This window comes from Streptomyces phaeoluteigriseus, assembly GCF_001896135.2.
Taxonomy (GTDB): Bacteria; Actinomycetota; Actinomycetes; order Streptomycetales; family Streptomycetaceae; genus Streptomyces; species Streptomyces phaeoluteigriseus.
This window is the reverse complement of record NZ_MPOH02000011.1, coordinates 963,050-978,512: the sequence shown is the minus strand read 5'-3', so window position 1 is coordinate 978,512 and position 15,463 is coordinate 963,050. Positions and strand designations below refer to the sequence as shown.

General features: G+C 72.6%; 15 protein-coding genes. 8 read left to right on the top strand and 7 right to left on the bottom strand.

Going from position 1 to position 15,463, the window contains the following annotated elements:
- Nucleotides 1–276 precede the first annotated feature (276 nt).
- Both BM536_RS15500 and BM536_RS15495 read left to right on the top strand, forming a co-directional pair.
- Nucleotides 277–969, top strand: a complete 693-nt coding sequence (locus BM536_RS15500; RefSeq protein ID WP_073495915.1) for an iron-dependent transcriptional repressor DtxR — start codon at nt 277–279, stop codon at nt 967–969.
- 519 nt (nt 970–1,488) lie between these two features.
- Nucleotides 1,489–2,460: an alpha/beta fold hydrolase gene (locus BM536_RS15495; protein WP_073495917.1), complete on the top strand. Its 972-nt coding sequence runs from the start codon at nt 1,489–1,491 to the stop codon at nt 2,458–2,460.
- A 112-nt stretch (nt 2,461–2,572) separates the two neighbouring features.
- Here BM536_RS15495 and BM536_RS15490 read toward each other — a convergent pair whose 3' ends face one another.
- The 3 genes from BM536_RS15490 to BM536_RS15480 all read right to left on the bottom strand — a co-directional run bounded on the left by BM536_RS15490 (nt 2,573) and on the right by BM536_RS15480 (nt 5,676).
- A complete protein-coding gene (locus tag BM536_RS15490) occupies nt 2,573–4,162 on the bottom strand; it encodes a transporter (protein WP_107439592.1) in 1,590 nt (529 codons plus the stop codon).
- Nucleotides 4,159–4,926 carry an ABC transporter ATP-binding protein gene (locus tag BM536_RS15485; protein WP_073495919.1) on the bottom strand — a complete coding sequence of 256 codons (768 nt, stop codon included), beginning with the start codon at nt 4,924–4,926 and terminating at the stop codon, nt 4,159–4,161. Before BM536_RS15485 ends, BM536_RS15490 begins: the two co-directional genes overlap by 4 nt.
- Before the next feature lie 87 nt (nt 4,927–5,013).
- Nucleotides 5,014–5,676 (bottom strand): bifunctional DNA primase/polymerase, encoded by a 663-nt coding sequence (locus tag BM536_RS15480; RefSeq protein WP_094103037.1) that lies wholly within the window; start codon nt 5,674–5,676, stop codon nt 5,014–5,016.
- Nucleotides 5,677–5,963: 287 nt separating this feature from the next.
- Here BM536_RS15480 and BM536_RS15475 point away from each other — a divergent pair, with 287 nt between their 5' ends.
- Nucleotides 5,964–7,349, top strand: a complete 1,386-nt coding sequence (locus BM536_RS15475) for an NsdA family TPR-like regulatory protein (protein ID WP_094103036.1) — start codon at nt 5,964–5,966, stop codon at nt 7,347–7,349.
- Nucleotides 7,350–7,534: 185 nt separating this feature from the next.
- On the opposite strand, the gene BM536_RS44835 is transcribed toward BM536_RS15475, so the two are convergent.
- A complete protein-coding gene (locus BM536_RS44835) occupies nt 7,535–7,903 on the bottom strand; it encodes a hypothetical protein (protein WP_425444637.1) in 369 nt (122 codons plus the stop codon).
- 260 nt (nt 7,904–8,163) lie between these two features.
- On the opposite strand from BM536_RS44835, the gene BM536_RS44830 reads away from it, so the two are divergent.
- Entirely contained in the window at nt 8,164–8,826 is a 663-nt protein-coding gene (locus BM536_RS44830) for a hypothetical protein (protein ID WP_425444636.1), read from the top strand.
- 25 nt (nt 8,827–8,851) lie between these two features.
- Here BM536_RS44830 and BM536_RS15465 read toward each other — a convergent pair whose 3' ends face one another.
- A complete protein-coding gene (locus BM536_RS15465) occupies nt 8,852–10,240 on the bottom strand; it encodes an ABC transporter substrate-binding protein (protein WP_073499504.1) in 1,389 nt (462 codons plus the stop codon).
- Between the two features lie 118 nt (nt 10,241–10,358).
- Between BM536_RS15465 and BM536_RS15460 the strand changes: the two genes are divergently transcribed.
- Both BM536_RS15460 and purU read left to right on the top strand, forming a co-directional pair.
- A complete protein-coding gene (locus BM536_RS15460; RefSeq protein ID WP_073499502.1) occupies nt 10,359–10,859 on the top strand; it encodes an SCO4402 family protein in 501 nt (166 codons plus the stop codon).
- Nucleotides 10,860–10,952: 93 nt separating this feature from the next.
- Nucleotides 10,953–11,837 (top strand): formyltetrahydrofolate deformylase, encoded by an 885-nt coding sequence (purU, locus tag BM536_RS15455; RefSeq protein ID WP_073499500.1) that lies wholly within the window; start codon nt 10,953–10,955, stop codon nt 11,835–11,837.
- Between the two features lie 31 nt (nt 11,838–11,868).
- Here the strand turns inward: purU and BM536_RS15450 are convergent, their stop codons facing one another.
- Complete coding sequence (locus BM536_RS15450) at nt 11,869–13,125, bottom strand: zf-HC2 domain-containing protein (protein WP_107439591.1); 1,257 nt, start codon at nt 13,123–13,125, stop codon at nt 11,869–11,871.
- A 12-nt stretch (nt 13,126–13,137) separates the two neighbouring features.
- A complete protein-coding gene (locus BM536_RS15445; RefSeq protein ID WP_073499498.1) occupies nt 13,138–13,722 on the bottom strand; it encodes a sigma-70 family RNA polymerase sigma factor in 585 nt (194 codons plus the stop codon).
- Nucleotides 13,723–14,132: 410 nt separating this feature from the next.
- Here BM536_RS15445 and BM536_RS15440 point away from each other — a divergent pair, with 410 nt between their 5' ends.
- Entirely contained in the window at nt 14,133–14,513 is a 381-nt protein-coding gene (locus BM536_RS15440) for an STAS domain-containing protein (protein ID WP_073499506.1), read from the top strand.
- A gap of 163 nt (nt 14,514–14,676) precedes the next feature.
- Nucleotides 14,677–15,189 (top strand): EF-hand domain-containing protein, encoded by a 513-nt coding sequence (locus BM536_RS15435; protein WP_073499496.1) that lies wholly within the window; start codon nt 14,677–14,679, stop codon nt 15,187–15,189.
- Nucleotides 15,190–15,463: the final 274 nt, after the last annotated feature.

The following is a 15,463-nucleotide window of genomic DNA, read 5'->3' as shown; positions in this document are numbered from 1 at the left end:
GCGACCGCCGGGAAGTCCGGGCCTGCCCGGGGGAGTCCCCGGCGCCGCCGGGGGAGCGCCCCCGCGGCCGGCGGCGCTCCCGGCGAAGGTGCGCGGCCGCCCGGGAAGGTGGCAGGGTCGTCCGGGGTTGGACGTCGAGGGGCTTGAACCCTGGCGTAACGCCCTCGTTTCAACGGCGCGGCACGCTTGTCAGTGGTATCCGGCAGAATTGAAGCCAGGGCCAGCGCACGAGCCGGAGAGCCGTCCAGCCTCCGGCAATCTCATCAAGGGGCACGTATGTCCGGACTGATCGACACCACGGAGATGTATCTCCGCACCATCCTCGAGCTGGAGGAGGAAGGTGTGGTCCCCATGCGCGCCCGGATCGCGGAGCGGCTCGACCAGAGCGGTCCGACGGTCAGCCAGACGGTGGCCCGCATGGAGCGCGACGGCCTGGTGTCCGTGGCCAGCGACCGGCACCTGGAGCTGACCGACGAGGGCCGCCGTCTCGCCACGCGCGTGATGCGCAAGCACCGGCTGGCCGAGTGTCTCCTCGTCGACGTGATCGGTCTGGAGTGGGAACAGGTCCACGCGGAGGCGTGCCGCTGGGAGCACGTGATGAGCGAGGCCGTCGAGCGCCGGGTCCTCGAGCTGCTGCGCCACCCCACCGAGTCGCCGTACGGCAACCCCATCCCGGGCCTGGAGGAGCTGGGCGAGAAGGACATCGCCGACCCGTTCCTGGACGAGGGCATGGTGTCGCTCGCCGATCTCGACCCCGGCCTGGAGGGCAAGACGGTCGTCGTACGCCGCATCGGCGAGCCGATCCAGACGGACGCGCAGCTGATGTACACGCTGCGGCGGGCGGGTGTGCAGCCGGGCTCCGTGGTGAGCGTGACCGAGTCGGCCGGCGGCGTGCTGGTGGGCAGCGGGGGCGAGGCGGCCGAGCTGGAGGCGGACGTGGCCTCTCACGTGTTCGTCGCCAAGCGTTGACCGAGCGGGAGCGAAAAGCTGATCGCTGTTCAACCGGTGGGGCTGCCGGGGTGGATGAGGCATCCTGTCGATCCGGTCGAATCGGTGGTTCCCTGTGTCGAATCGCAGCGCTCCGGCGCTGCGCGTGCCAGTCTGTCGCGTGAGGCATATGACCTGAGGGGGCGGGACGATGTGCCGCAGACCATGGGAGGGCCCCGGCGCCTCGCGGCGCCGGGGCCTGTCCTCCCCTGTTCCGACCTGGAGCCCCGAGCTCTCAAGGTCGGTCCCCTCGGACCGGTTTCCCCGAGCGGTCCGCCTCCCGCTGAAGGTCTCCCCGGGGCAGCGGCGATCATTCCTTGAGTGGGGTCACTCGAACGAGGGGTGTTGCGTGCGGAAGCCGGTTTTCTCGAATGAGCATTCGATAGCCTGCGGGTGAAGTAGCGGCACAGCGGTACGACGGCAGACACGACGAGTGACCGGACCGGCCGGCTCGAGCGGGAGCGAGGGGTCCGAGCGGGAGCGAGGGGGGTGCCAGGACCTATGGCGCGACGCATCGACGTGACCGGGGCCGGCGGCGTACGCCTGGCGGCCTGGGAGTTCGGCGACCCACCCAAGAAGGACCCGGCGGACGACAGGTCGGAAGCCATGATTCCGGCCCAGTCGGCCGGCGGGACGGCCGGTGAGACGGGCGGAGAGCCGAGCGGGGAGAACGGGGCGGGTACCGGGCCGCCGTCACCCGAGCGCACCACCGGTGTGCTCTTACTGCACGGCCTGATGGGCCGTGCCTCGCACTGGGCGTCCACCGCCCGCTGGCTCTCCGAGCGGCACCGCGCGGTCGCCCTCGACCAGCGGGGTCACGGCCAGAGCGAGAAGCCGCCGAAGGCCGCCTTCACCCGTGAGGCGTACGTCGAGGACGCCGAGGCCGCCCTCGAACAACTCGGCCTCGGCCCCGCCGTCCTGGTCGGCCACGCCATGGGCGCCCTGACCGCCTGGCAGCTCGCCGCCAAGCGCCCCGACCTGGTCTCCGGTCTGATCATCTGCGACATGCGGGCCTCCGCCCTCGGCGCGGCCTCGCAGCGCGAGTGGGCCGACTGGTTCGAGTCCTGGCCCGCTCCCTTCGCCACCCTCGCCGACGTCCGCAAGTGGTTCGGTGAGGACGACCCGTGGGTGGAGCGGCCCAACCCGGCGCGCGGCGAGTTCTACGCCGAGGTGATGCAGGAGTCCCCCGACGGCTGGCGCCCCGTCTTCGAACCCGAGCAGATGCTGAAGTCCCGCGAGACCTGGGTCTACGACGCCCACTGGGAGGAACTCACCCAGGTCCGCTGCCCCACCCTGGTCGTCCGCGGCCTGGACGGCGAGCTGGGGCGCGCGGAGGCGCAGGAGATGGTGCGGGTGCTGCCGCGCGGCGAGTACGCGGAGGTGGCCCACGCCGGTCACCTCGTCCACTACGACCAGCCGGAGGGCTGGCGCACGGCGATCGAGCCGTTCCTGGACGGAGTGCTCGCGCGCTGAGCGGAGGGGCAGCGGGCGGACAGGGGGCGGAGACGGGCGGACAGGGGGCGGAGAAGACGCAGAGGGCCCAGAGAGGGCCCAGAGGAAGGTTCAGGAGGCCTGGGAAGCCCCCTCAGCCCTTGCTCACCGCCGTCAGGATCTCCGGCAGACGGGCCGCCGTACGCGGGGCCGCGAGGCGCAGGCCCAGCACCGTGAGCGCGGCCCCGTAGGCCGCACCCAGCGGCAGCAGGATCCAACTCCAGCGATCGCCACCCGCGCTGACGTTCAGCCAGATCGCCAGGGCGATGACCGGGGCGCACAGCAGGGCGGCGGCCACCATGCCGCCGAAGATCGCGATCCACGCCAGTCCCGCCTGACCGGGGGCCACGTTCTTGTAGCCCTCCTGCGGGATGGAGTACGGGAAGCGGGCCGAGGTCCAGGCGCCGGTCGCCAGCATCGCGCCGAGCAGCGCGAAGGACAGCCCGAGCGCCTCCGGAAGCCGCGCCCAGTCGCCGAGCAGGGCCGTCGTCAGGACGGTCACCAGCGTCGCGTACGGCAGGGTGATCAGCAGCAGTGCCAGGGCACGCGCGCGGAGTTCGACGTAGGCGTCGCGCGTCGAGGAGATGGTCAGCGCGACCATCCAGAAGGCGGAGGTGTCCTGGCCGAACTGGTTGTACATCTGGATGCCGAGCATCCCGGCGGCGAAGCAGGCGAAGTAGATCGAGCCGGTGCCCTGGAGCGCGTTGAACACGGGCACGATCAGGCCGATGGCCAGCGAGGTCACCCAGGCCGCCTTGGTCTTGGGATCGCGCCAGACATAGCGCAGGCTGCGCTCCATGACCGTGCCGGTGCGCCCGGCCGGCAGCAGGCGACCGAGCCCCGCCGAGGTCCGCCGGTCCCGCGCGGCCGGTTCGGCGGCCTGGAGCGTGGAGCCGTCCGGCGCCGTCATCAGCCGGGTCAGGGTCCGCGCCCACAGTGCCACCAGCAGCGCCAGCGCCCCCGCGCTCACCATCAGGCGTCCGACCGCGATGCCGTACGCCCCCTCGCTCGCCGCGTCCACCGCGCCGACCGCGGAGGCGGGCGGCACCCAGGCCAGGACGTCCGCCGCCGGACCGAGCTGCCCGAGCCCCGACGAACCCAGCCGCTGCGCGCCGAAGTTGACGACCTGCGCGCCGATCGCGACGACCAGCCCGCTCAGCACCGCCAGGTCCCGGCCCTTGCGGCTGGTCAGCAGCCGGATGCTGGCGGTGGCCACGGCCCGCGCGAACGCCACGCACACCAACATCCCGAGCACCACGGCGAGCACCGAAAGGACGTAGGCGAACGTGCCGTGCGCGACGGCGATCACCGAGCCCACCAGTATCAGCACGGTGAACAGCGGCCCGATGCCCACCAGCGAGGCCGCCAGCAGCGCCCGCACCAGCGGCCGGGGCCGCAGCGGCAGCATCACCAGCCGGCTCGGGTCCAGCGTCTCGTCGCCGCTGGGGAAGAACAGCGGCATCACCGCCCACCCCAGCCCCAGCACCGCCACGAGCAGCACCACCAGCGACGCCGCGTGCTCGTGCCCGCGCAGCGCGATCAGCCCGATCAGCTGCAACGCGGCGAACAGCAGGGTGACGACCGCGGAGGCGACGTACGCGGCCCGCCGCCCACCCGACTGCCGCAGCCCGTTGCGCAACAGCGCCAGCTTCAGCCGTACGACGGTGGAGGTCAGCCCGGTCACCGGGCGCCGCCGCCCAGCCAGTCGAGATCGGAGCCGGTGTCCCGGCCCTGGGCGCCGACGAGTTCGAGGAACGCCCGCTGGAGCGAGGGCGCCGACCCGCGCACCTCCTCCAGCGTGCCGTGGGCCCGGATGCGGCCGGCCGCCATCACGGCCACCCAGTCGCACAGCGACTCGACCAGCTCCATGACGTGGGAGGAGAAGACGACCGTGGCGCCGGATGCCGTGTACCGCTCCAGCACCCCGCGGATGATCTGGGCGGACACCGGGTCCACGCCCTCGAACGGCTCGTCGAGGAACAGCACCTCGGGATTGTGCAGCAGCGCGGCGGCGAGCCCGATCTTCTTGCGCATGCCGGTCGAGTAGTCGACGACGAGCTTGTGCTGGGCGCCGGCGAGGTCGAGGACGTCGAGCAGCTGGGTGGCCCGCTTGTCGACCTCGGCACCGGGCAGCCCGCGCAACCTGCCGCTGTAGGCGAGGAGTTCGCGTCCGGAGAGCCGCTCGAACAGCCGCAGCCCCTCGGGCAGCACCCCGATCCGTGCCTTCACCTCGACCGGGTCCCGCCACACGTCGTGCCCGACGACCTCCACCGTGCCCTGGTCGGGCCGCAGCAGCCCGGTGACCATCGACAACGTCGTGGTCTTCCCGGCCCCGTTGGGCCCGACCAGCCCGATGAACTTCCCCGCGGGCAGATCGAGATCGATTCCGGCGACGGCCACCTGCTGCCCGAACCGTTTCCAGAGGTTTCGTACGCGCACGGACGTCATGGCTGAACCCTACGGCGGTAAGCCGTCCCCCGAAGGGGCGCGAGGCGGTCTCAGCGTGCGCCGCGCCGTCCCTCGGACAAGGTCGGGCTAGCGGTCCCTCCCGCACGCGTACGCCAGTGGCGAGATCAACTCCTCCGCGTCCGGCAGCCACCGGTTCGCGGGCGTCGGCCGGCAGGCCCACTGCACGGCCCCCCGCGATCCGAACCGCGTGGGCGGCGCCGCCACATACGCCCCCTCGCCCAGCACGAGGAGGTCGAGGGAGGACAGCGTCCACCCCACCCTGCGTACGAGATCCGGCACCTTGACCGACGCGCCGGGAAGGACGAAGAAGTGCATCCGCCGGTCCGGCGTCAACGTGACGGGACCCAGCGTCAGCTCCATCCGCTCCATCCGGGCCAGTGCCAGGAACCCGGCCGTCTCCGGCACCGAGATCGCGTCGAAGGTCCGGCCGGTCGGGAGCAGGATCGACGCGGTGGGCTGCTTCTGCCACATGCGCCGCGCGGCGGTCGCGCTGCCCGTCGCCTGCGTCGCCCACTCGGGCCGGGTCGGATGCGCCCCGGGTGCCGGACACGCCGGGTTGTCGCAGGAGCAGCGCTGCGTCCCGTCGACGGCTTCGAGCCAGGTGCCGGGGAAGACGTCCCAGTGACGTTCCTCGGCGTAGCGAACAGCGGTCTCCAGCAGCGATTCTCCGCGCTGCCTCGGGATCTGGGTGGCCTCGGCGCCCGCGATGGTCTCTTCCACGATGAACACAACTCTGGGCATCACCTGGGGTTACGGCCCGCCCGCGTGCGCGGGGGAGGAGCATCGATTCGGCGTCCGGGGCGCACGGGTGCATGGGTGGGGGCGCGCGGGAGGAACGAGCGCGGGAGCGGGTAGGCACGCTGGGGGCGGCTTCCGCCTTAACCAAGGCAATCCTGGCATGTCTCGCATTCTCGCCGTGTCCGCGGGGCATTGATCTTCACGGCCGGAATTTCTCGGTGGAAGACACATCAACTCGGTGCGCGGGAAAGGCACCGCAGCCACAGGGGGTAGTGCCCATGGCCGCAAGGCCGCTCGTCGCGCGGCAGCCGAACGAACGGTTGCAGGCGCTCATCCAGGAAGCGGGATGCTCGAACGCCGGGCTCGCCCGCCGCGTGAACATGTGCGGCGCCGAGCACGGTATCGATCTGCGCTACGACAAGACGTCCGTGGCCCGTTGGCTGCGCGGACAGCAGCCGCGGGGGCGCGCCCCGGCGATCATCGCCGAGGCCCTGGGCCGCAAACTCGGCCGTACGGTCACGATCGACGAGATCGGCATGGCCAACGGCAAGAACCTCGCGTCGGGTGTCGGTCTCCAGTTCTCGCCGACGGTACTGGGGGCCATCGAGCAGGTCTGCGAGCTGTGGCGCAGTGACGTGGGCCGCCGGGACTTCCTTTCGGGATCGTCCGTGGCCGCCTCCGCGCTCGTCGAACCCAGCCGCGACTGGCTGATCTCCTCACCCGACGCGCAGGTGGCGCGCTCGGCGGGTCCCCGGGTGGGTCTGTCCGACGTGGCGGCCGTCAGGGCGATGACCCAGGCACTCGTCGAACTGGACCACCAGTACGGCAGCGGGCATGTGCGCCCGGTCGTCGTGCACTACCTCAACAGCGTCGTCTCCGGCCTGCTCGCCGGCTCCTACCGGGAGGCGGTGGGGCGCGAACTCTTCGCGTCCGTGGCCCGGCTGACCGAACTGGCGGGCTACATGGCCGTCGACACCGGCCAGCCCGGCCTCGCCCAGCGCTACTACATCCAGGCCCTGCGCCTCGCCCAGGCGGCGGGCGACCGCGGCTACGGCGGCTATGTGCTCGCCGCCTCCATGAGCCACCTCGCCGCCCAGCTCGGAAACCCGCGCGAGATCGCCCAGTTGGCGCGGGCGGCCCAGGAGGGCGCGCGGGGGCGGGTGACTCCGCGCGCGGAGGCGATGTTCCACGCCGCCGAGGCCCGCGGGCACGCGCTCATGGGCGACGTACGGGCGGCGCAGGTGGCGTCCGGGCGGGCCGTGGCCGCGCTGGAGGCGGCCGATCCGACCGCCGGGGACGACCCGGCGTGGATCGCGCACTTCGACGAGGCCTACTTGGCCGACGAGTTGGCGCACTGTCACCGCGACCTCGGGCAGGCCGAGGCGGCGGCGCGCTGCGCGGAGCAGTCGCTGGCCGGTCATCCGGAGAGCCGGGCCCGCCGGCGGGCCATCGGATATGTGCTGTTGGCCACGGCCCAGGTGCAGCAGCGGGAGATCGAGCAGGCCTGCAACACGGGCCTGAAAGCCGTGGAGTTGCTGGAGACGCTCCGCTCCAACCGGGGTGCCGAGTACCTGGAGGATCTCCAGCAGCGGCTGGCGCCGTTCCAGGAGGAGCCGGTGGTCAGGGAGTTCGGGGCGCGACTGGACCTCCAGCCCGCCGCGTGAACATCCGGGGCGCCGTGGCGTGAACGGCCGGGAAACGGCCCGCCGCCGCACGATCGACGGCGTATACAGCGCACGGCGTCCCGGTTCCGTCACCCACGGCACCGGAAGGAGATCACGACCTGAGCTGCGTGGCACGGGGTTCCGGGGACCCGGTAGCGTGAGCCGACGATTCCGAAGGTCCCCCATCAGTAGGAGTCCCGGTGACGCAGAGTGGACAGGGCGAGGAGCCCTCGGCGCGGACCGCGCGCGAAGGCATCGTGCTGCCCTCCGACGGCGGGGAACCCCTGCTGCCGGGCACGACGAACGGCCCCCGGCACGACCCCCACGCCGGGCAGCAGCAGTACGGCGGCCGGCAGCAGCCTCCGCCGTCGGCGGGCCCGCCGACGGGCGGGCAGACCTGGGGGCAGCCCTGGGGACCCGAGCAGCAGGGGCAGCAGCAGGGGCAGTCCTGGCCGCCCCAGGCCGACCCGCAGCAGTGGGAAGGGGACCGGCAGTGGGACACCCCGCAGCCGACGGGCCCCGACGCGTGGCGTGCCGCACCGCAATCCGGGCACGGTCGGGGCGCGGGCCCGCTGCCGCCCGAGGGCGCCCCGGCACCGCCGACGTACGGCCACGGCGTGCCCGCCGCGCCGCTGCCACCGATGAACGACAGCGCCACCCCCTACACATCTCCCGTCGCGGGGCACGCGACGAGGGCGCCACGCAGTACATACCTCCGGTCGCGGGGCACGCGACGAGGGCGCCACGCAGTACATACCTCCGGTCGCGGGGCAGCCCGCACCCCGCCCGGCGGCGTTCCGGCGGACGACGCGCGATGCGCGACGACGACCGTGGCGGTGGCCGCGGCGGCTCGCGGGTTCCGCTGCTCGCCGCGATCGGCGTGGCTCTCGTCGTCGTCGGGGTCGGCGCGGGCGCGTTGCTCTCCAACGAGGGCGGTGCCGACCAGGGCGACGACAACAAGACCGTCGCCGCGTCGGCGCCCGCCACCGAAAGCTCGGCGTCGGCGTCCGCCGATGCGGCCGAACAGCAGGCGATCGCCCTGGACAAGCTCCTCGCGGACAGCGGCAGCAGCCGGGCGGCGGTGATCGCCGCGGTGGCCGACGTGAAGAAGTGCGGCAACCTCGCCAAGGCCGCCGCCGACCTGCGGGACGCAGCGAAACAGCGCACCGGGCTGGTGACGAAGCTGTCCGGCCTGACCGTCGACCAGCTGCCCGACCACGCCGCGCTGACGGCCGCGCTCACCAAGGCCTGGCAGGCCTCCGCCTCCGCCGACGACCACTACGCGGCCTGGGCCGACCAGGTGGCCGCGGACAAGGGCAAGCTCTGCAAGAAGGGCCAGGCCCGCAGCACGGGCCGGACGCAGGAGGCCAACCGCGCCAGCGGCACGGCCAGCGCCCAGAAGACGCAGGCCGCCAAGCTGTGGAACGCGATCGCGAAGACGTACGGCCTGACCGAGCGGCAGCCGACGCAGCTGTGAGCCGGGAGGGCGGGCCGGCGTCGGCTCAGTCGACGTCGGCGTTCTCGAGCGTCCTGGTGACGTCGACGAAGCCCTCCTTGGCCGCCGCGAGGCGGCCCTGCTTCACGGTCTGGAGGGTCACGTTGGCGTTGACCAGGCGCGGGAAGCCGATCGAGGCGAGCTGGTCGGTGAACCCCCAGCGCAGGGTCGGCGTGAGCCCGCCCGTGCTGACCTTCAGGCCGTCGTCGAGGGCGCCGGTGACGGTGGCGGCGGTCACCGCGCCGCCACCGAGCGACTCCACGACCTCCTTGAACACGGTGTAGGCGATCCAGGTGGTCTGCACGCCCGTGTCGGCCGGATCGATCCGGGTGTCGGAGAAGGCGCTCTCGCTGATCACCTTCTTCATCGGGTCCCAGCGCGGATCGCTCGCCACCGGGTACCAGCCGGTGACGTACGCCCCCTCGAAGGCGCTGGACGCGCCGCCGGTGGAGTTGATGACCGTCTGGTCGACGCTGCCCAGGACGGTGGCGGTGCTCACGGCGGGGTAGTCCTCGCGGCCGCGCCGGAAGGAGTCCATGAAGGTGCCGGTGCGGTCGCCGAGGGCGGGGATCACACACCCCTTGCCGTTCTCGCCGGACACGTTCTCGCCGGACACGTTCTCGCCGGACACGTTCTCGCCGGACGCGTTGTCGCCGGACGCGTCCTCGACGGCCGCCGCCTTCAGCGCGGCATCGGCCTGCGCCGAGTACTCGGTGGCGTCCTCCGCGGCCTGCTGGTCCACGGCCCGGGCGTGGCCGCCCGCCGTGAGTCCGGCGTCGAGCATCGTGGGCAGGGCGTCGCCCGCGATGGTGTCGGGGCGCACGAGGGCGACCCGGCCGCAGTCCGCGGCGAGTTCCTTGCCGAGGCCCGCCAGCAGCGCGGGCTGGCCGCCGTTGACCGGGTAGGAGAGCGGGCTGGTGAACTCGTCGTTCGTGACGCCGTAGCCGCCTATGTAGGGAATGCCGGCGCCTTCCAGATGCGGGAGGAAGGACTCGGAGTGCTGGCTGTACGAGCCGAGCACGGCGACCGCGTTCGCCTTCACGGCCTGCCGGGCGCACTTCGCGGCGTCCACGGTGTCGTTGTGGTCGTTGCAGGTCAGGACCTTCAGCGTGCGGCCGTTCAGTCCGCCGTTGGCGTTGATCCAACGGGCGTAGGCGCGGGCGAAGGCGGGCATGCCGGGCTTGTTGGTGGCCGCGGTGCCCTCGGGCGCCCAGGTCATCACGACGATCGAGTCGTCCCCGGAGCCCCCCGTGGCCCCGGGGACGAGTCCGCAGCCGGCGGCGAGCGACGCACTGGCCACCAGGACCCCCGCCGACAGAGCGGCGGATCTGAATGGCCTGGTGGGGCGGAGGGACCTGGGGAGGAAGGTACTTCGCGTGCGTCGCCTGCCGGTCATGTCCACACACGATTCCGCCACATGACTAACCTCAGAGTGACCCACGGTCAACGCCGGGTGACGCGGAGGTGAATTACGGGGGCTGGTGAGGCCGGCGGGACGGGGAAACGTACGATCGATGACCGTGCAAGGTTCGGAGAACTCTTCCCGTCGCGGCCGTCGCTCCTCCACCATGGGCGGCATGCCACTCAACGACATGCCGTGGTGGCGCTGGCGCAGCAATGTGCGCTCCGCGCTGCACATGCTCTCCGATCCGGTGTTCCAGAGGGACGTCTGGCTGGCCGGAGTCGACGGATACGGTGATGTCACCGACGCCGTGTACCGCCTGGTCGAGGACACCTGGCTCGACAACTGGTCCGCCGAGAAGTACGTCGGCACGATCTTCCGCGACTCCCAGGAGGCCGCGCTCGTCGACACCGCCGTGCTGCGCGTCCTGCGGATCATGCACCAGGTCGGCCCGGACGCCCCGGTCTCCGCGTACGTCGATCACGAGGGCTGGCCCGACGCCGTGCGGGCGGCGCGCGACGCCCATGTACGCCTCGCGGTGGCCGACGGCGAGGAGCCGGACACCCCGCCGCGCACGCTCGAGGTGCTGCGGATCATGACGAGGACGGCGTGACGCCCGAGGAGTGACGGCGCGAGGCGGTGACACGGAGTCCGTCCTGCGGACGGCGTTCCTGCGCGTGTGACCTCTCATGAGACCCTGTCCTGCATGAGTGAGCAGTCCACCCGCGCCACGGCGACCCTCGCCGACCAGTACGTCCTCACGCTGTCCTGCCCCGACAAGCAGGGCATCGTGCACGCCGTGTCGAGCTACCTGTTCATGACCGGCTGCAACATCGAGGACAGTCAGCAGTTCGGCGACCACGACACGGGACTGTTCTTCATGCGCGTCCACTTCTCGGCCGAGTCGCCGGTGACCGTGGACAAGCTGCGGGCGAGCTTCGCGGCGATCGGCGACGCCTTCCACATGGACTGGCAGGTCAACCGGGCCGACGAGAAGATGCGCGTCATCCTCATGGTCAGCAGGTTCGGCCACTGCCTGAACGACCTGCTGTTCCGCGCCCGGACCGGCGCGCTGCCGGTGGAGATCGCGGGCGTGGTGTCCAACCACACCGACTTCGCCGAGCTGGTGGGCTCGTACGGCATTCCCTTCCACCACATCGCGGTGGGCAAGGACAACAAGGCCGAGGCCGAGGCGCGGCTGCTGGAGATCGTCCGCGAGGAGAGCGTCGAACTGGTCGTCCTGGCCCGCTACATGCAGGTGCTGTCGGACGACCTGTGCAAGCAGCTCAACGGGAAGATCATCAACATCCACCACTCCTTCCTGCCGAGCTTCAAGGGCGCGAAGCCGTACCACCAGGCGCACGCGCGGGGCGTGAAGCTGATCGGCGCGACGGCGCACTATGTGACGGCCGACCTCGACGAGGGACCGATCATCGAGCAGGAGGTCGAGCGGGTCGGGCACGACGTCACGCCGGAGCAGCTCGTGGCCGTCGGGCGGGACGTGGAGTGCCAGGCGCTGGCGCGGGCCGTGAAGTGGCACGCGGAGCGGCGGATCCTGCTGAACGGGCGGCGCACGGTCGTCTTCGCCTGAGCGGCTCCTCCCCTCGCGGTGCCGGTGGTTCCTACATCCGGCTCAGGGCCGCCGCCGCGGACAGGACGTCGCTGATGGCCGTGGAGTCGCCCACCTGGCCCGCCGCCGCTTCCTCCGGGGAGACGTGGCCCGCCGCGAGCCGGCAGAACTCCACGTCGTCCAGGGCCACATGGGCCACCTCGTGGTCGGCGGAGCCCACCGCGGCGGGGGAGTCGAGGGGGATGAGCCACTCGCCGCCGCCCAGCCCCTCGATCTCCAGCCGCAGGCTGCGGCCGGGGCGGCCGGCGGTCACCAGATGCCGGGGCTCGCCCGGTGAGGTGAGTCCCGCGCGGCGGCGTTCGGCGAGGGCGCCGGGCAGCATCCGGGCGGCCAGGTCGACCATGGCGTGCAGATGGCGTGGCGCGGGCGGCTCGTACGGGTAGTCGACGGCCTCCGCGATGTCCACGGCGTGCACCCAGCACTCGAAGGCCCGGTCCACCAGCGCGTCCCGCAGCGGCAGTTCGAAGTCGCCGTACGACACCGGCATGGTGCCGGGGCCTCCCCCACGCTCGGCTTCGCTCGCGAGGGAGGTACCCCCACCGGTGAAGGACGCCGTGCGGACGAGCGCATGGGTCTGGTCCCGCCAGGGGCCGCGCACGGACCGCGTGGGCGGGAAGCGCGAGGCGTCCCAGAACGCCTCCGTCCGCTCGGCGGGCGATCCCACCGGCTTGCCCGCCGTGCCGCCCGTGACCGGTCCCAGCGGATCGTCGAGGCCCAGCGCGACGGCGACCAGGCCGTCCACCGCCAGCAGGTGCGCGATGACCCCGGCGACGGTCGTACGGCGGCTGGTGGCGTCCGCGCCGCGGAACCAGCGCAGCTGCACGGGCGCGTGCCACTCCGCGTCCCCGAAGTCCTGGAGCAGCGCGTCCAGCCGCGCGGTCTCGGCGTCGTACGACATCGCCCAGCCGGGCACCGGGATGCGCGGCGGGCGCCGGTCCAGGCAGCTCTCCAGGACGCGGGTGCGCAGGGCCGGGTCCAGGTCGAGGCTGTCAGGGCGCTGGAGCAGGCCGACCGCCTCGCGCAGCCGCCGGGCCTCGTCGGCGCAGGCCCCGCAGTCGCCGAGGTGGTCCTCGACGGCGGCGGTCTCCTCCGCAGAGCAGGCGGCCAGTGCCCAGGCTCCCAACAGCGCCTTGAGCACGGGGTGTTCCAGGCGGAGGGGTGCCGGGTGCGGCGGGTGTGGGGGCGAGGGGTGCGGGGGCGACGGGTGCGGTGTCGGAGCCGCCGCCGGCACCGTCGTACGGGCCGACATGGTCCGCGTCGGTCATGCCGCACCCCCGTAACGTCCGGGCGGGGCGCCGGGGGCGACGGCGTCGTGGGCCGTGGAGAGCAGTTGCAGGCCGAGGCGGAGGCGGCGACGTGCCTCGTCCTCGGTGACGCCGAGGTCGGCGGCGGTCTGGCGGTAGTCGCGGCGCTGGAAGTACGCCAGCTCCAGGGCGGCGCGCAGTGGGGTCGGCATCGACTGGACGATGTAGTCGGCGCGGGCGGCGACCGAGGCGTGACGGACCTTGTCCTCCAGTTCCTCGGTGCTGCCGGAGCCGCCCAGCGCGAGCGCCGCGCTCTCCGTGGCGCGCAGCCGCTGCACGGCCAGGCGGTGGGTCAGGGCGGCGACCCAGCTGCGCAGGGGCCCCTGCCGCGGGTCGTAGGAGTCCGGGTGCTCCCACACGTGCGCGAAGACCTCGCGGGTGACGCCGTCGGCGGCCCGCTCGTCGCCCAGCACGCGATGGGCGAGGCCGTGCACGAGCGAGGCGAAGCGGTCGTACAGCTCACCGAGGGCGGCGGCCTCCCCGCGCGCCAGCCGCTGCTGCATCCTGCGGTCCCAGCGGGGCGGTGCGTCCTTCTTCGCCATGCGGCCCCCTCAGCCCTGCCCGTGCCCGGCGCCCCCACCGGGGCCTGTCCCTGTCCAGCCTGCGCGCATCGTCACCTCGAAATGTAGTCGGCACGTCCGACGACGCACGCCCCATTGCTGCAATGTGCGCCCCCTGTGTTGCGGAGGGTGATATGGGCGTCTCCGGCGCGCGTACCCACCCTGCCGGTGATCAGGCTTGATCGGATTGGATCAAGTGAGGGCGGACGGGGACGGGCGGGGAGCGGTGGGATCGGGGTGTGATCAGGGTCGATCGAACAGGACTGATAGCGACTGAAACAAGCCTCTTCCTCTTATCTGCTGTTTTTCGCCCGGCGTTTCGGGGAACGGCCGCTGGGCAGCCGCGCTGCGAGGAAGCGAAGGGACGGCTTCCGTTCGGGCGGATGAAGGGCGTGGTGGTGACCATCAAAGTGACCGGCGGTGAGCGGGGCGGATGGGCCGTGCTCCGCGTGTCGGGCGAGCTGGACCTGGTGACGTCGCCGGTGCTGCGTCAACGGGTGCACGACGAGGTGGCCGAGGGCCGCCACAGTCTCGTCCTGGACCTCTCCGAGGTGCATTTCTGCGACTCCAGCGGGGTCGGCGTCCTCATCGCCTCCCGGCGGCTGATCCGCTCCTGCCAGGGACGCCTGCGGCTGATCCTGCCGGCCCGTGGCGCGGTCGACGACTCCCACGTCAACCGGGTCCTGGGCGCGCTCGGCGTGCGCCGCCTCTTCGACGTGTACGGCGATGTCGCCGAGGCCGTCGTCGAAGGTGCCGAGCCGCTGTCCGCCTGACCGGCTCCGGTGCACCGCGTCACGGCTTCCGCCACATCCTCGTACCGGAATTCCCTCGTTCTTGGCACAGGTGACACCTTCCCGCTGCCCGGGTGTGGCCGGCGTCGTACGCTCCCCTGCGAAGACCCACACCCGACGTGATGACGTAAGGCGGCCCAGAGACATGGTGAGCAGCGAGTACGAGCGAAAGATCGCCGCCCGGTTCGCCACCTTCGACCAGGACGGCAACGGCTACATCGACCGCGTGGACTTCGCCTCCGCGGCGAAGGCCGTGCTCGCCGAGTTCGGTGTGCCGGCCCGGTCCGGCAAGGGGCAGGCGCTGTACGCCGGCGCCGAGGCGTTCTGGCAGGGCATGGCCGGGATCGCCGACCGGGACGGGGACCAGCGGATCACCCGCGACGAGTTCGTGGGCGGGGCCGTCAAGCGGCTCCGCGACAACCCCGAGCGGTTCGCCGAGATCGCCCGGCCCTTCCTGCACGCGGCGCTCGACATCGCGGACGCGGACGGCGACGGGCGGGCCACGGTCGACGACGCGGTGCGGGTGCTGAGGGCGCTGGGGGCGAGTGAGGAAGTCGCCCGCGGGGCGGCGGCCGTGCTGGACGGTGACGCGGACGGGGTCGTGGGGGAGGCGGAGGTCGTCCCGGCGTTCGCCCGGTACTTCACCGTCCCGGAGTAGGTGACCGCCGCGGGGCTTCGCCCCGGACCCCGGCGGGGACTTCGTCCCCCGCACCCCTTCCCGGAGCTGGCGGAGACTGCATCGTCGCGTGCGCTCTCCCCCAGCGCCGGCAGGGGCCGCATCGTCGCGCGCATTCCTCCCCGGTCCCGGCCGGGGGACCGTTCCGGTGTCCCCTGGTGTCCCTCCCCGGTCCCGGCCGGGGGACCGTTCCGGTCCCCTGGTGTCCCTTCCCCGGCCCCCGCCGGGACGTTCCGGTCCCCCGTTGTCCCTCCCC